General features: G+C 68.3%; 13 protein-coding genes. 9 read left to right on the top strand and 4 right to left on the bottom strand.

Going from position 1 to position 14,882, the window contains the following annotated elements:
• The first annotated feature begins 116 nt into the window (after window positions 1-116).
• The 3 genes from AC069H_RS10035 to glpD are packed head-to-tail and all read left to right on the top strand — an operon-like array spanning window position 117 to window position 4,184.
• Window positions 117-938: an MIP/aquaporin family protein gene (locus AC069H_RS10035; RefSeq protein WP_478232013.1), complete on the top strand. Its 822-nt coding sequence runs from the start codon at window positions 117-119 to the stop codon at window positions 936-938.
• A 10-nt stretch (window positions 939-948) separates the two neighbouring features.
• Window positions 949-2,466: a glycerol kinase GlpK gene (gene glpK / locus AC069H_RS10040; protein WP_478232014.1), complete on the top strand. Its 1,518-nt coding sequence runs from the start codon at window positions 949-951 to the stop codon at window positions 2,464-2,466.
• Window positions 2,467-2,471: 5 nt separating this feature from the next.
• Window positions 2,472-4,184 (top strand): glycerol-3-phosphate dehydrogenase, encoded by a 1,713-nt coding sequence (gene glpD / locus AC069H_RS10045; RefSeq protein WP_478232015.1) that lies wholly within the window; start codon window positions 2,472-2,474, stop codon window positions 4,182-4,184.
• Window positions 4,185-4,252: 68 nt separating this feature from the next.
• Here the strand turns inward: glpD and AC069H_RS10050 are convergent, their stop codons facing one another.
• On the bottom strand, window positions 4,253-4,984 hold the full coding sequence (locus AC069H_RS10050) for an SDR family oxidoreductase (protein WP_478232016.1): 732 nt from the start codon (window positions 4,982-4,984) through the stop codon (window positions 4,253-4,255).
• A gap of 106 nt (window positions 4,985-5,090) precedes the next feature.
• Here AC069H_RS10050 and AC069H_RS10055 point away from each other — a divergent pair, with 106 nt between their 5' ends.
• Window positions 5,091-5,573: an RrF2 family transcriptional regulator gene (locus AC069H_RS10055; protein ID WP_478224715.1), complete on the top strand. Its 483-nt coding sequence runs from the start codon at window positions 5,091-5,093 to the stop codon at window positions 5,571-5,573.
• A gap of 138 nt (window positions 5,574-5,711) precedes the next feature.
• Window positions 5,712-6,380, top strand: coding sequence for an AsnC family transcriptional regulator (locus AC069H_RS10060; protein ID WP_478232017.1), 669 nt, complete (start codon window positions 5,712-5,714; stop codon window positions 6,378-6,380).
• 4 nt (window positions 6,381-6,384) lie between these two features.
• Here AC069H_RS10060 and AC069H_RS10065 read toward each other — a convergent pair whose 3' ends face one another.
• The gene (locus AC069H_RS10065; protein ID WP_478232018.1) at window positions 6,385-7,191 is read right to left on the bottom strand and encodes an NmrA family NAD(P)-binding protein; all 807 of its coding nucleotides are present in this window, start codon (window positions 7,189-7,191) and stop codon (window positions 6,385-6,387) included.
• Between the two features lie 142 nt (window positions 7,192-7,333).
• Here AC069H_RS10065 and AC069H_RS10070 point away from each other — a divergent pair, with 142 nt between their 5' ends.
• The 4 genes from AC069H_RS10070 to AC069H_RS10085 all read left to right on the top strand — a co-directional run bounded on the left by AC069H_RS10070 (window position 7,334) and on the right by AC069H_RS10085 (window position 12,705).
• Window positions 7,334-7,549, top strand: coding sequence for a hypothetical protein (locus AC069H_RS10070; protein ID WP_478232019.1), 216 nt, complete (start codon window positions 7,334-7,336; stop codon window positions 7,547-7,549).
• Between the two features lie 167 nt (window positions 7,550-7,716).
• Window positions 7,717-10,293 carry a glycoside hydrolase family 3 protein gene (locus AC069H_RS10075; protein ID WP_478232273.1) on the top strand — a complete coding sequence of 859 codons (2,577 nt, stop codon included), beginning with the start codon at window positions 7,717-7,719 and terminating at the stop codon, window positions 10,291-10,293.
• 649 nt (window positions 10,294-10,942) lie between these two features.
• Complete coding sequence (locus tag AC069H_RS10080; RefSeq protein WP_478232020.1) at window positions 10,943-12,148, top strand: MFS transporter; 1,206 nt, start codon at window positions 10,943-10,945, stop codon at window positions 12,146-12,148.
• A 56-nt stretch (window positions 12,149-12,204) separates the two neighbouring features.
• Entirely contained in the window at window positions 12,205-12,705 is a 501-nt protein-coding gene (locus AC069H_RS10085) for a TetR/AcrR family transcriptional regulator (protein ID WP_478232274.1), read from the top strand.
• Between the two features lie 112 nt (window positions 12,706-12,817).
• Here AC069H_RS10085 and AC069H_RS10090 read toward each other — a convergent pair whose 3' ends face one another.
• Window positions 12,818-13,783 (bottom strand): aldo/keto reductase, encoded by a 966-nt coding sequence (locus AC069H_RS10090; RefSeq protein WP_478224708.1) that lies wholly within the window; start codon window positions 13,781-13,783, stop codon window positions 12,818-12,820.
• A 2-nt stretch (window positions 13,784-13,785) separates the two neighbouring features.
• Window positions 13,786-14,586 carry an SDR family oxidoreductase gene (locus AC069H_RS10095; RefSeq protein ID WP_478232021.1) on the bottom strand — a complete coding sequence of 267 codons (801 nt, stop codon included), beginning with the start codon at window positions 14,584-14,586 and terminating at the stop codon, window positions 13,786-13,788.
• Between the last annotated feature and the right edge of the window lie 296 nt (window positions 14,587-14,882).

The following is a 14,882-nucleotide window of genomic DNA, read 5'->3' on the forward strand; positions in this document are numbered from 1 at the left end:
ATGTCGAACATCGTCTCCGGGCGTTCGACAATGCCGACCGGTGTCCGTTGACCCTGGGTTTCCACGAACTTAACTTCGGCCTCAACAGGGCAACGGTGTCCTTTGTGGAGGAAGCAATGGTGCGAAACCTCAAAGCTCGCGGACTGGCGGGCGAACTGGCGGCGGAGTTCGTCGGGACGATGATCCTCATCCTGTTCGGCTGCGGGGTGGTGGCTCAAGTCGTCGCCGCGGGCATCGGGGACCACGACAGCATCGCGTGGGCCTGGGGTATCGGTGTCACGCTCGGTATCTACGTGGCTTCACGGATCAGTGGCGCGCATCTGAACCCCGCCATCACCGTGGCGCTCGCGGTGTTCAAGGGCTTCTCGTGGCGCAAGGTCGCCCCGTACGCCTTGGCGCAGACCGCCGGCGCGTTCCTGGGCGCGCTGCTGGTGCGCTGGAACTACACCGAGGTGCTCAACGCGGCCGACCCCGGCCTGACGATCAAGACCCAGGGTGTGTTCTCCACTCTTCCGGGTAACGGAACCCTGCCGGTGGGTGACTGGGGCGCCTTCCGGGACCAGATCATCGGAACGGCCATCCTCGCTTTGGTGATCTTCGCCATCACCGACCTCCGCAACACCGCGCCCGCCGCGAACCTCGCCCCGGTCGTCGTCGGCTTCCTGGTGGTCGCGATCGGCATGGCCTGGGGTACCAACGCCGGCTACGCGATCAACCCGGCCCGCGACTTCGGCCCGCGGCTGATGTCCTGGCTCACCGGTTACGACACCGCGTTCACCGATCAATACGGCTATCCGTACTGGTGGATCCCCATCGTGGCGCCGGTCATCGGCGCGGTCATCGGCGGCGCGATCTACAAGTTCTTCATCGAGCGTTACCTGCCCGCCGACCCGGAACCGGAAGCCTTGCCCGCCAAGGACATCGAGCGCGTTTCCTAGGAGAGAAACCATGTCTGACTACATCGGCGCCGTCGACCAGGGCACCACCAGCACGCGGTTCATGATCTTCGACCACGGCGGCAACGAGATCGCCCGCCACCAGCTCGAGCACGAGCAGATCCTGCCGAAGCCGGGCTGGGTCGAGCACGACGCCACCGAGATCTGGGAGCGGACCCGTTCGGTCATCGCCACGGCGCTCAACAAGGCGAAGCTGACCGCCGCCGATCTCGCGTCGCTCGGCATCACCAACCAGCGTGAGACCACGGTGGTGTGGAACCGCCGGACCGGGCGGCCCTACTGCAACGCCATCGTGTGGCAGGACACCCGCACCGACCGGATCGCGTCGGCGCTCGAGCGCGAGGGCAAGGGCGACGTCATCCGGCGGAAGGCCGGTCTGCCGCCCGCCACCTACTTCTCCGGTGGCAAGCTGCAGTGGATCCTGGAGAACGTCGAGGGCGTCCGCGAAGACGCCGAAAAGGGTGACGCGCTCTTCGGCACCACCGACACCTGGCTCATCTGGAACCTCACCGGCGGGCCCGACGGCGGCGTGCACGTGACCGACCCGACCAACGCGTCGCGCACCATGCTCATGGACCTGGAAACGCTGGAGTGGGACGACGAACTGCTGTCGTTCTTCGGCGTCCCCAAGCAGATGCTGCCGTCGATCGCGCCGTCGTCGAACAACGGCCGCTTCGGCGTCACCCGTGCGGACGGCCCGCTCGGCGGCGAGGTCGCCATCACCGGCGTGCTCGGCGACCAGCAGGCGGCGACCGTCGGCCAGGTGTGTTTCCGCCCCGGCGAGGCCAAGAACACCTACGGCACCGGCAACTTCCTGCTGCTGAACACCGGGCACGAGGTCGTGCGCTCGAAGCACGGGCTGCTCACGACGCTGGCCTATCAGTTCGGCGACGAGAAGCCGGTGTACGCCCTGGAGGGCTCGATCGCCGTCACGGGTTCCGCCGTGCAGTGGCTGCGCGACCAGCTGGGCATCATCAGCGGCGCGTCCCAGAGCGAGAGCCTCGCCCGCCAGGTCGAAGACAACGGTGGCGTGTACTTCGTCCCCGCGTTCTCCGGGCTTTTCGCGCCGTACTGGCGATCCGACGCGCGCGGCGCGATCGTCGGCCTCACCAGGGCCACCACCAACGCGCATCTCGCGCGGGCGACCCTCGAAGCGATCTGCTACCAGACCCGCGATGTCGTCGAGGCCATGCAGAACGACTCGGGCGTCACGCTCGACGTGTTGCGTGTGGACGGTGGCGTGACCGCGAACGAACTGTGCATGCAGCTGCAGGCCGACATCCTCGGTGTGCCGGTGTCGAAGCCGGTCGTCGCGGAGACCACCGCGCTCGGTGCCGCCTACGCGGCAGGGCTCGCCGTCGGGTTCTGGAAGAGCACCGACGAACTGGAACGGAACTGGAACGAGGACAAGCGCTGGGAGCCGTCGTGGACGGACGAACAGCGTGCCGAGGGCTACGCGGGCTGGCAGAAGGCCGTCGGCCGCACGCTCGACTGGGTCGAGGTCGAGTGAGCCCGATGAACAGGAGGAACAGAGTGACACCCGTACCGCTTTCCCCGGTCTACCGTGCCGAGACGCTGCGCAAGCTCGCTCGCGAGGAGATCGACGTACTCGTCGTCGGCGGGGGAGTGACCGGTGCCGGCGTCGCGCTCGACGCGGCGTCGCGCGGGCTCTCCGTCGCGCTCGTCGAGGCCCGTGACTTCGCCGCGGGAACCTCCAGCCGGTCGTCGAAGCTGATCCACGGCGGGCTGCGGTACCTGGAGAACCTGGACTTCAAGCTGGTCCGCGAGGCGCTGAAGGAACGGAGCCTGCTGCTGCAGACGCTGGCGCCGCACCTGGTCCGGCCGGTGAAGTTCCTCGTGCCGCTCAAGCACCGCGTCTGGGAACGCGGCTACATCGGCGCGGGTGTCACGCTCTACGACACCCTCGGCGGAGCGCGGGCCTTGCCGCGGCACCGGCACCTGTCCAAGCGCGGTGCGGGCAAGGTCGCTCCCGGCCTCGCGGACGACGCCCTGATCGGCGCCATCCAGTACTACGACGCGCAGGTCGACGACGCACGCCACACGATGATGATCGCGCGCACCGCGGCGGAACAGGGTGCTTCCGTCCTCACCCGCGCCCGGGTCACGTCGCTGATCCGTGACGGCGAACGCGTCGTCGGCGCCAAGGTCGTCGACCGCGAGAGCGGCGCGGAGATCGAGGTCCGGGCGAAGACGGTCGTCGCGGCCACCGGCGTGTGGAGCGACGACATGGCGGAAGCGGCGGGCATCCCCGCGCCGTTCACCGTGCGCGCGTCGAAGGGCATCCACCTCGTGGTCCCGCGCGAGAAGATCGACCTGGACACCGGGCTGATCCTGCGTACCGAGAAGAGTGTTCTGTTCGTCATCCCGTGGGGGCGGCACTGGATCGTCGGCACCACCGACACCGAATGGGACCTCGACCGCGAACACCCGGCGGCCAGCCAGGCGGACGTCGACTACGTGCTCGACCACCTCAACGCGGTCCTGCGCACGCCGATCACGGCAGACGACATCGAAGGCGTGTACGCGGGGCTTCGGCCGCTGCTGGCCGCGAAGGCGACGTCGACGACGAAGCTGTCGCGGGAGCACGCCGTGGCGCATCCGGTGCCGGGTCTGGTGATCGTGGCCGGCGGCAAGTACACGACGTACCGCGTGATGGCCGCCGACGCCGTCGACGTCGCGGTGGAGGACCTCGGCCGTCCCGCGCCGTCGTCGTGGACCGAGCGGCTGCCGATCGTCGGAGCGACGGGCTACCACGAGATGTGGGGCGCGCGGCACTCGCTCGCCCAGCGTGCGGGCCTGCCGATCGGCCGCATCGAGCACTTGCTCCAGCGCTACGGCACCGCCGTGGAGGACATTCTGGAGTCGATCTCGGAACGTCCCGAACTGGGCGAAGCGATCCCGGGGACGGCGGAGTACCTGAAGGCGGAGGTCGTCTACGCCGTTTCGCACGAGGGCGCCCTGCATCTGGAGGACGTCCTGACACGGCGCACGCGAATCTCCATCGAGGAGCGGGACCGCGGTGTGACGGCGGCGCCGGTGGTGGCGGAGCTGATGGCGCCGCTGCTGGGCTGGGACTCGCACAAGCAGGAGCGCGAGGTCACCAACTACCTCGCGCGGGTCGAGGCGGAGCGCTCCGCCCAGGCCCAGCCGGACGACGAAGCGGCGAATGCCAGCCGTCTCGCGGCTCCGGCGCTGCTGCCGAGCTGATCCGAAGCGCGTGAAGGCCCCCTTCTCTCGGCTGAGCCGAGGGAAGGCGGCCTTCACGCGCTGTGCCGCTACTTGAGCCAGTCGGGGTAGCGGGTCTCGGCGATGCGGGCGCCGTCCTTCGTGGTGAGGACGTCGCCCTTGACGGCGGCGAACATGCCCGCGGTCTCGTCGACGGTCACCGGACGCGTGTCTCCCTTGGCGGACAACGTGATCCGGCCCAGCTCGTCCAGCGGGTAGACATCCGGGCCGCCCACGTCGAGGGTGCCGTTCAGCGGCTTCCCGGCCGACACCTCGGAAACGGCGGCGGCGACGTCCGCCGCGGCGATCGGCTGGATCGGCGTACTGGGCAGGCGGACCGCGGTCTCGTCGGAGGTCCAGGACAGAACCGCGTCGACGAATTCCATGAACTGGGTGGCGCGGACGATCGAGTAGGGGAGGCCGCTCTCCTTGAGAATGTCCTCCTGCAGCGTCTTCGCGCGGTAGTAGTCGAGCTCGGGCACCTGGTCGACGCCGACGATCGACAGGATCACGAAGTGCCCGGTGCCCGCCTTCTTCGCGGCCGCGACGAGGTTGTCCATCGACGTCCGGAAGAACGCGGGGGAGGCGTCGTCGAAGGTCGGCGAGTTCGTGAGGTTGACGACCACGTCGGCGCCGTCGAGCGCGCTGTCCAGCCCTTGGCCGGTGAGCAGGTCGACCCCGGTGGACGGCGAATGCGGCACCGCCTCGTGCCCCGCCTCCTTCAGGTCGCGCACGACCTGCGAACCGATCAGCCCGGTCCCGCCGATGATCGCGAATTTCATGGCCCAGTGCCCTTCGTCGGTGGCGTCCGTAACCCGGACACCTCATGTCCGAGATAATACTCGGACAGATTGTGTCCGAGTCAAGAGGCGGGTTAGAGTCATCCGGGTGAAGATGTCCGGTGGGGTGGAGTGGGCCCTGCACTGCTGTGTCGTGCTGACCTCGGTCGACGAACCCGCGCCCGCCGCGCGCCTGGCGCAGCTGCACGACGTCTCGCCGAGTTATCTCGCGAAGCAGCTTCAGGCGCTTTCCCGGGCCGGCCTCATCCGGTCGGTGCAGGGGAAGGCCGGCGGCTACGTCCTCACCCGGCCGCCTTCGGAGATCACGGTGCTTGACGTCGTCGAAGCCATCGACGGGCCCGGGCCGGCCTTCGTCTGCACCGAGATCCGGCAGCGCGGCCCGATGGCGACGCCGCCCGAGGCGTGCACGACGCCGTGCGCCATCAGCCGCGCGATGGCGAACGCCGAAATCCAGTGGCGGGCGGCGTTGCGCGCCGTCACCATCGCCGATCTGGCCGACGACGTCAGGGGCGACTACGGTCCGGGCGCGCTCGCCGGGATCGGCGCGTGGTTCAAGGCCGCCGAGGGGTAGTGAGCGTGCCGGTCCGGGTGGTCGTGAGTGGCGATTCGGGCTAGAACCCGAATCGTCACTCACGACCACGGTGGGCCAACGCTCACCGTCGCCTTCGTTTTCCCTCAAGTGGTCCGGGGCATCAGCGCGGTGGCGACCATGGGTCGCCACCACCAGCACCGCCGCGAGCGAGAACGCCTGCGCCACGGAATGGCTCAGCGCGCAGCCGGCCACCGCGCGGACGCTCGCCCGGTCGCTGGCGAGACGGCCGGACACGTCCTGGTCAAGCTCACCTCGGGTGGCACGGAGATCGTGACGATCGCGCACACGCCGAGACACGAGCAGAGCGCCATGCTGCTGCACGACATCCGGCGCACCGCGAGCGTCACGGCGGTGTCCGCGCATTTCATCCTGCACACCTACCTCGGCGGCCCGACGGCGTGGCGCGGGCGGGTCGCCGCGTTGACGGAGGAGCAGCAGGAGGCGTTGCGGCCGCCGGAATCCGTCACCGAGGAAGTTCCGCTGACCGCGGCGGACCACGCGCTGATCGCCGCCCTCCGGCAGGACGGCCGAGCGAGTATCGCGGATCTCGCCGCGGCGGCGGGACTGGCGCCGGCGACCGCGGCCCGTCGCCTGGCGGATCTGCGCGCACGGGGCGCGCTCTTCTTCGACGTCGAGATCAGCGCGGCCCTGTACGGCGTGACCACGCAGGCGTTCCTGTGGATGGCCGTCGCGCTACACCGCTACCTCACGCACCGGCTGGGCGCGCTGCGCGCGATCCGCACGGTGCACACGGCGCCGGTGCTGGAGATCGTGAAGGCGGTCTGACCGCTCACGGCTTGAACCGGTCGGCGTGCTCGGCGACCCATTGCGCGAACGTGCGGGCAGGGCGTCCGGTCACCTTCTCGATCGTGTCGACCACGGTGCGCGCCTCCACCGGCGGATCGCTGTGCCAGCCGATGACGTATTCGGCGTCCGCGACCGAGACGCCCTCGGCCAGCAGCCGGTCGATCGCCTGCTGTCGCGTGATCCGCTCCAGCGCGATGTCGTGGCCGAGCGCGGAGGAGAGGATGGCGATCCGTTCGCTCGTGGTCAGCGCTTCCGGGCCCGTGAGGTTGTAGACCTTGCCGGAGTGCCCGTCCTCCACGAGCGCGGTGGCGGCGACGGCGCCGATGTCGCCCTCGTGCACCACAGCGCTCGGGAGGTCGAACGGCTCACGGACCACCTTCCCGGTGCGGATGGAGTCGGTCCAGGTCAGGGCGTTGGACATGAACTCCTGCGGCTCGAGCCGCGTCCACTCCACCCCGGACTCGGCCATGGCCTGTTCCGTCGGCCCGACGTAGCCGCCCCAGACGATGGTCATGCGCCGCACTCCCGCGGCCACGGCGCGTTTGACCAGATCGGCGCCGACGTCGGCGAGCCCGGCCGTCACGGTGATGTGCAGGCGGGTGACGCCCTCGAAGGCATCGGTGAGTGTTTCGGGCGCGGTGTGCGTGCCCTCCACCAGTTCGACGCCTGCCGGAAGCCGTGCCCCGGCGGGGTTCCTGGTGAGTGCCCGGACGCGTTCCCCGCGGCGGACGAGTTCGGCCACCACGTGGCGGCCGGTGTTCCCGGTGGCGCCGGTTACCAAGACGGTCATGAGTGATTCCCTTCGTTTCCAGCGAAGGTAAAAGCTCAAGTAATGTGGAGGTCAAGCGGACCGATCAGGAATCGAGAAGCGTCGGTGCCCACGGGATCCCTAGCGTCTTCGCCATCAGGCAAAACGACTCCAGGAGGTTCTCGTGAGCAAGCGGATCCGGACGTTCCACCGGTGGACGTCCCTCGTCTTCGTCGCCACCGTCATCGTGTGCTTCGTGGTCGTGGCACAGGGCGACCCGGCCCAGTGGGTGCTCTACACGCCACTGCCGCCGCTCTTCCTGCTGATGTTCAGCGGTCTCTACCTGTTCGCGCTGCCGTATACCGCCAAGTGGCGGAACCGGCGGCGCGTGCCCGGATGACTCGCCCGATCTTAGTTCATGGCAAAAATTAACACTCGGTGTACCGGCCCGAAACTCTTGACGCGGCCGCCGGGTCCGGTGAGGATCGGCCGGTCCCCGCCTCCCGCAGAATGGACCAGACCATGGCAAGACGTTCTCGTGCGCGCCGAAGTCCGCTGATCGCCTTGATGAGTCTCACGCTGCTCGGCGGGGCCGTGGTGGCCACGCCCGCGGCCGTCGCCGCCGAACAGCCCGTGATCGGGAAGCCCGCGTTCGACCGGGACGGTTGCGCCCGGATCGAGAAGAGCCTGCCGACGCTCGCCGACTGGCCGAAGGTCGAGAGCCGGTTCAAGGGCAAGGGCGGTGACGAGCAGCGGATCGCCCGGATCCTCCAAGAGATGACCCTTGAGGAGAAGGTCGGGCAGATGACGCAGCCCGAGATCGCGGCGATCACCCCCGACGAGGTCCGGCAGTACTCGATCGGTTCGGTCCTCAATGGCGGCGGTTCGTGGCCGAACAAGGACAAGCACGCCTCCCAGCAGGACTGGCTCAAGCTCGCGGACGCCTACTGGGAAGCCGCGAAGGGCAGCCGGACGAAGATCCCGGTGATCTGGGGCATCGACGCCGTGCACGGCAACAACAACGTGTACGGCGCCACCGTCTTCCCGCACAACATCGGTCTCGGCGCGGCGCACGACCCGTGCCTGGTGCGCGACATCTCCGCGGCGACGGCCCGGCAGATCCGTGCCACCGGCCAGGACTGGGCCTTCGCGCCGACGCTGGCCGTGGTGAAGGACGACCGCTGGGGCCGCACCTACGAAGGATTCTCCGAGGATCCGCGGATCACCAGGGCCTACGGCTACGAGGCGATCAACGGTCTCCAGGACGGTTCGACCAAGCGCATCGGCTACAACGGCGTGATCGGTACCGCCAAGCACTTCATCGGGGACGGCGGCACTCTGAAGGGCCAGGACCAGGGCGTCAACCCGTCGTCCGAAGCCGAGATGATCAACGTCCACGGCCAGGGCTACTACGGCGCGCTCGCGGCGGGTTCCCAGACCGTGATGGTGTCGTTCAACAGCTGGACCAACGCCGAACTCGGTATCGACGAGGGCAAGCTGCACGGCAGCGACAAGGCGCTGAACCAGATCCTCAAGGGCAAGATGGGCTTCGACGGCCTTGTCGTGTCCGACTGGAACGGCATCGGCCAGGTTCCCGGCTGCACCAACGCTTCCTGTCCGCAGGCGATCAACGCCGGCATCGACATCGTGATGGTGCCGAACGACTGGAAGGCGTTCATCGCCAACACCGTCGCCCAGGTCAACGGTGGGCAGATCCCGCTTTCGCGAATCGACGACGCGGTGGCCAGGATCCTGCGCGTCAAGCTGCGCTCGGGGCTGTACGAGGCGCAGAAGCCGTCGGACCGGTCCTATGCCAACTCCGACGAGGCGCTGAAGGAGACTTGGCTGGCGCGCGACGCCGTCCGTTCGTCGCAGACGTTGCTGAAGAACAACGGCAACGTGCTGCCGCTGAAGCCGAAGTCGAAGGTCCTCGTGGTCGGCAAGAGCGCGGACAGCATTCAGAACCAGACCGGTGGCTGGACGCTGAGCTGGCAGGGGACCGGCAACACCAACGCCGACTTCCCGAACGCCACGTCGATCCTCGCCGGGCTCAAGCAGCAGTTGGGCGACGTCAACGTCACCTTCGACGAGAAGGGTGACACGGACCCGAAGGGCTACGACGCCGTCGTCGCCGTCATCGGTGAGACCCCGTACGCGGAAGGCGTCGGCGACCTGACCCGCAAGACACTGGAGGCGTCGAAGCTCTACCCCGAGGACCTGGCCGTTCTGGACAAGGTCCGAGGGAAGGGCGCTCCTGTCGTCACCGTCTACGTCGGCGGCCGCCCGCTGTACATGAACAAGGAGATCAACCGCTCCGACGCGTTCGTCGCGGCCTGGCTGCCCGGCACCGAAGGCGGCGGCGTCGCCGACGTCCTGCTCAAGGGCGGCTTCAAGGGCAAGCTGCCGTATTCGTGGCCGAAGAGCGCCTGCCAGACGCCGCTGAACGCGGGCTCGGCGGAGTACGACCCGCTGTTCGAACTCGGTTACGGCCTCAAGGCCGGCCAGCGCGTCACCGTCGGTCAGCTGGACGAGACGGCCGGACCCGCGACGTGCGGCTCGACCGGTGGCGGCGGCACGGCGACCGAGGATCTCGAGGTATTCAATCGTACCGATGTCGCGCCGTACAAGGGTTTCATCGGCTCGGCGGAGAACTGGGGCGGTACTGAGATCGGCCCCGACGGCGCCGCTTCACACGCTGAGATCGGCGTCGTGCAGTCGGACGTGAACGTGCAGCAAGACGGGCTCAAGTCGACCTGGACCGGCACCGGGCCTGCCCAGCTCTACTTCCAGAACCCGGCCGGTACCAACGATTTGCGGGGCTATCTCAACGCTGACGCGGCGCTGGAGTTCGACACGATCGTGCACGAGGCGCCCGCCAACCGGACGGTGATCAGCATGCACTGCGTCTACCCGTGCTTCTCCGAGGTGAACGCGACCAAGCTCTTCACCGATCTGGCGGGGGCGCCGAAGTCGACGGTGAAGATCCCGGTGTCGTGCTTCGCCAACGGCCTGGATCTGGAGAACGTCAACACACCGTTCCTGGTGTACACCGACGGCAGGTTCTCGGCTTCGTTCGCCAACGTGCGGTGGGTGCCCAAGGGGGCACAGGACCCTGATGCGAGGCCTTGCTCGAGTCTGAGCTGATTTTCGCCGCGAGGGTTCCGGAGCGGCATGATGCGAAAGCCACTTTCGCAACCTTCAAGGTTGCGAAAGTGGCTTTCGCGTCGTCGGGGGAGCGACCGGCGCAGGGGGTAGTAAGTGCCGAACCGGGCTGGAGTCAAGGTGGCTCAGGTACCTACGTGTATTCCGGGTGAGGTTGATGTCAGGCCGGTGAGGAGCCGCTGGCACAGGGTCGTCCATGAAGGATTCGGGACGCTCAAAGTCCCAAATCCTTCATGGACACGGGACAGCCCAGCTCCCCCGGCATGATGAACCGAAGTACGAGGCACCTGGTCCACCAGAACCCGAATCGCCACTCACGACTCTCGCGGCGCGGCCGACGCGAGGCCGCTGATCAATGGCTCCAGGGTCCCGCTCGGGGTCGGAAACTGGGCGTGGTCGTCCCCCGTCTGGGGCCGTGTACTGCGCGAAACGAGGACCAGGCCGCGTTACTGCGTCCCGGTTAGCACGTCGCCGCGCTCCGCGAGGTGATTGAGGAGACCTGGAGATCTCGGCGGCCGAACGGCACTTCATCGCGGTGGCTCCCGCGCTCGTTGCGGGGTGGAGCGAGCCGCGTGTATAAAGTGAAACGACTGTTCAAAATGTAACGATCGTTCAAGTTGTGGGGGGCGCCGTGCCAGGCCAGTATCGGGAGCTGTTCTCCGCGAAGGGTTCCCTCGCCTTCTCCGCCGCCGGCCTGGTCGCCAGGGTCCCGATCCCGATGATGGGGATCGGGATCATCACGATGCTGGCGCAGACGCGGGGCGACTACGGGCTCGCCGGTCTGGTTTCGGCGACGTTCACGCTGTCCATGGCGCTGCTCGGGCCACAGGTCTCGAGGCTGGTGGATCGCCGGGGACAGAGCCGGATCCTGTTGCCCGTGACTGGGATCAGCGTGATGGCGCTCGGCGCGCTCCTGCTCTGCGCCCGCTTCGGGGCACCGGTCTGGACGCTGTACGCGTCCGCGATCCTCGCCGGGTTCATGCCCAGTATGGCGGCTATGGTCCGGGCCCGGTGGTCGCGGTTGTACCGAGGCTCACCTCGGCTGCACACCGCCTTCGCGTTGGAATCGGTGGTCGACGAACTGACTTTCGTCATCGGGCCCGCGCTGTCGGTGGCGCTGTGCACCACTGTCTTCCCCGAGGCAGGACCGCTGGTCGCCGTGGTCTTCCTCGCCATCGGAGTGCTGCTGTTCGTCGCGCAGCGCGAGACCGAACCGCCCGTTCTGCCGCCGAGCGGATCGGCCGGCAGTTCGGCGATCCGGCTGGGCGCCGTGCGGGTGCTCGTGCTGACGCTGGTGGCGGGCGGCGTCATCGTCGGCACGGTCGACGTCGTCAGTGTGGCGTTCGCCCGGCACGTCGGGTCGCCGTCGGCCGCGGGGGTCGTCGTTTCGGTCTACGCGGTGGGCTCCGCGATCTCCGGACTGGTCTTCGGGACGCTCAAACCGGCCATGACGCCGCCTCGGCTGCTCCTGATCGGCACCGCGGGCACGGCCGCGAGCGTGGTGCCGTTGCTGGTCGTGGATGGCGTCGTGAGTCTGTGCGCGGTGGTGTTCGTCGCCGGATTGTTCTTCTCTCCCACGATGATCGTCGTCATGGGGATGATCGAGAAGGTCGTCCCGGCGGAGAAGCTGACCGAGGGGATGACGTGGGCGATCACCGGCCTCAGCATCGGTGTCGCGCTCGGCGCCGCCGTGTCGGGCGAGGTCGTCGACCGGTTCGGGTCGGACGGCGGGTTCGCCGTGGCGGTCGTCGCCGGTGGCTTGATCATCCTGATCGCGCTGCTCTCGTATCCTCTGCTGAGCAGGAGGATCGCGATCAGTGAGGAGGCGGCACGCTGAACGAGCCGAGCACCGACGGCCGCCTCGCCAAAGGCGAGCAACGCAAACGGGAACTGATCGAGGCCACGCTGCGCATCGTCGCGAGGGACGGGGTATCGGGGGTCAGCCACCGTACCGTCGCCCGCGAGGCGGGTTTGCCCGCGACAGCGGCCGCGTACCACTTCCGGGGGATCGAAGACCTGCTGACCGCCGCGCTCACCCAGTGCATGGACGAGGACTCCGAACGGATGCGGATGCTCGCCGCCGAAGCCGACGGGGGCGAGGACGCACTGCGGAGGTTCGGCGCCTTGATGGCCGAAGTGGTCGCCAAGCCAGGGCATCTGCTGGCGGAGTACGAGCTGTACCTCTTGGCGGCGAGGGAGCCGAAGCTCCGCGAGTCGACTGATCGCTGGATGGGGGCGTTGGCGGACTTCGCCCGCCGCTACACCGACGATCCGGTTCGGGTCGAGATGGTGGTGGGGCTGGTGGACGGGGTGCTGCTGCAGGGATTGCTGCGCGACGAGCCGCCGACGGCGGAACGGTTCGAGGCCATCCTGCGGACCGCGTTGCCCTCGTGAGCGCGTTGCGAAAGCCACTTCCGCAACGTCAGGGCAGGCCTGGGGTGTCCGTGAAGGCCTCCTTCCCTACCTTCAGGGTAGGTAAGGAGGCCTTCACGGACTTTCGGGCGCCTCAGGTGGTCGCGGGTGGCGACCAGGTCAGCCGCGGATCCGTCTGGACGAAGCTGCCCAGCAGGTGATCGATCCGCGTCAGCGCGTCGAGGTCCAGCACCACGCCTGCCGCCTTCGCGTTCTCGGTCACCTGGGCGGCGGTGCTCGCGCCGGTCACCACGGAAGCGACGGTGTTGTGCTGCAACGTCCACGCGAGCGCCAGCTGGGCCATGGTCAACCCGGCCTCGTCGGCGACGCCGCGCAGCATGCCGACGCGTTCGAGGAGGTCCGGCAGGAGTAACGGCCGCGCCTCGACCGCCTTCGCGGCCCGAGAGCCCGGCGGGATCTCACCCGGCCGGTACTTGCCGGTCAGCACACCCTGCGCGAGGGGGACCGACGCGAACTGCCCGATCCCGGAGCGTTCGCACACCGGCATCACCTGGGCTTCGGCGACCCGCCAGAGCATCGAGTAGTGCGGCTGGTTCGCGACGAGCGGGACGCCGTGCCGCTCGGCGATCGGCCGCGCCTCCAACAGTTGTTCCGCCGTCCATTCCGCGGTGCCCGCGTAGAGGATCTTCCCCTGACGCACCAGATCCGACAGCGCGAGGAACGTCTCTTCCAGCGGCGTGCGGTAGTCGAACCGCAGCAACTGGTAGACGTCGATGTAGTCGGTGCGCAGCCGCCGGAGCGAGCCGTGCAGCGACGTGACCAGGTGTTTGCGGCTGAGGCCCGCGTCGTTGACCCCCGGGCCTTCCGGCCAGAAGACGCCGGTGCACAGGACGAGATCGTCGCGGCGGGCGTGGCTCAGCGCCGCGGCGAGGTTCTCCTCGGCGGCACCGCCGTCCCAGGCCGCGGCGGTGTGAAACGTCGTGACGCCCGCGTCGAGCGCGGCCTGCACGCATTCCGCGCCGTCGTGGTGGGTGAGCCAGTTGCCGTAGGAGATCTCACTGACGGACAGCCCGCTCGCGCCGAGCCTGCGGTACTCCATGGTCACCTCTTCCGCGCGCCGGTTTCGAGGATGGTGCGGTCGATCCATTCGTCGAGGCCTGCCGCCTTGCGGGCGTAGGTCTCCCGTACCGATTCGTGCGGCAGGATCAGGAACTCCTCCGTAGCCAGCCCGTGCACGACGGACTCCGCGACGTCTTCCGGTTCCAGCAGGGGCGCGGCGGCGGCGATCGCGAGCGCGGCGGGGTGCCCGGCCGCGATCCCGGGTTCCAGCAGCGCGGTCCGCACGCCGAGCGGGCACAGCGCGCTGACCCGCACCCCCCGCGGACGGTAGGTGATGGCCAGCCATTCGGCGAGCCCGACGGCCGCGTGCTTGGTCACCGAATACGGCGCGTCACCGGGGGTGCCCAGCAGGCCAGCGCCCGACGCCGTGATCAGCAGGTAGCCGTGCCCTCGGCTCAACATCGCGGGAAGCGCGACCTGTGCGGCGTGCACGTGCTGCATGACGTTGATCGCCCACGACCGCGTCCACTGTTCGTCCGCGGCGTGCACGCCGGTCCCGAACGCGGCGCCCGCGTTGGAGCAGAAGAGGTCTACCGCGCCGAACGCCGAGCGGGCGTCGGTCACCAGCATCTTCAAGTCCTCTTTGGACGACGCGTCGGCGTGGCGCGCGATCGCGGCGCCGCCCGCGGCGGTGATCCCGGCGACGACCTCCTCCGCGGCGTCGAGATCGAGATCGGAGACCACCACCCCGGCGGCGCCCTCGGCGGCGAACCGCCTGGCCATGGCGGCGCCGATACCGTGTGCCGCGCCGGTCAGCACGACGACTCGTCCTGTTACTTCCACATGCGCTCCATGGTTATCGATTCTGCTTTCGGTGACAATTCTTCTGTTTTGTCATATCGGTGAGCAACGCGTTGCCAAAACATGCGACGCGGGTGATAAAAGTGCAGGTCAGAGGCTTGTTTCGTGGGTGCCGACATATTTGTTTCCGGCGTCGGACTTTAGCACGCGTTCCCTTGTTTTCCGAGTTTTCGCACGAGACTATTGCGCTCTCTGCGGCAAGTAGGTTATTTCTTGGGAATCCCGCTGAAAGATCGCCGAACCCGGCGAGGTTCGACCAGCCCAGCCGAACAGGAGGT

It is taken from the genome of Amycolatopsis sp. NPDC043887, from assembly GCF_056435665.1.

Excerpts from the sequence above, each read along its gene's own strand:
- AC069H_RS10035 (WP_478232013.1), top strand. The coding sequence starts at position 117 with ATGGTGCGAAACCTCAAAGCTCGCGGACTGGCGGGCGAACTGGCGGCG.
- glpK (WP_478232014.1), top strand. The coding sequence starts at position 949 with ATGTCTGACTACATCGGCGCCGTCGACCAGGGCACCACCAGCACGCGG.
- glpD (WP_478232015.1), top strand. The coding sequence starts at position 2,472 with ATGAACAGGAGGAACAGAGTGACACCCGTACCGCTTTCCCCGGTCTAC.
- AC069H_RS10050 (WP_478232016.1), bottom strand. The coding sequence starts at position 4,984 with ATGAAATTCGCGATCATCGGCGGGACCGGGCTGATCGGTTCGCAGGTC.
- AC069H_RS10060 (WP_478232017.1), top strand. The coding sequence starts at position 5,712 with ATGGGTCGCCACCACCAGCACCGCCGCGAGCGAGAACGCCTGCGCCAC.
- AC069H_RS10065 (WP_478232018.1), bottom strand. The coding sequence starts at position 7,191 with ATGACCGTCTTGGTAACCGGCGCCACCGGGAACACCGGCCGCCACGTG.
- AC069H_RS10075 (WP_478232273.1), top strand. The coding sequence starts at position 7,717 with ATGAGTCTCACGCTGCTCGGCGGGGCCGTGGTGGCCACGCCCGCGGCC.
- AC069H_RS10090 (WP_478224708.1), bottom strand. The coding sequence starts at position 13,783 with ATGGAGTACCGCAGGCTCGGCGCGAGCGGGCTGTCCGTCAGTGAGATC.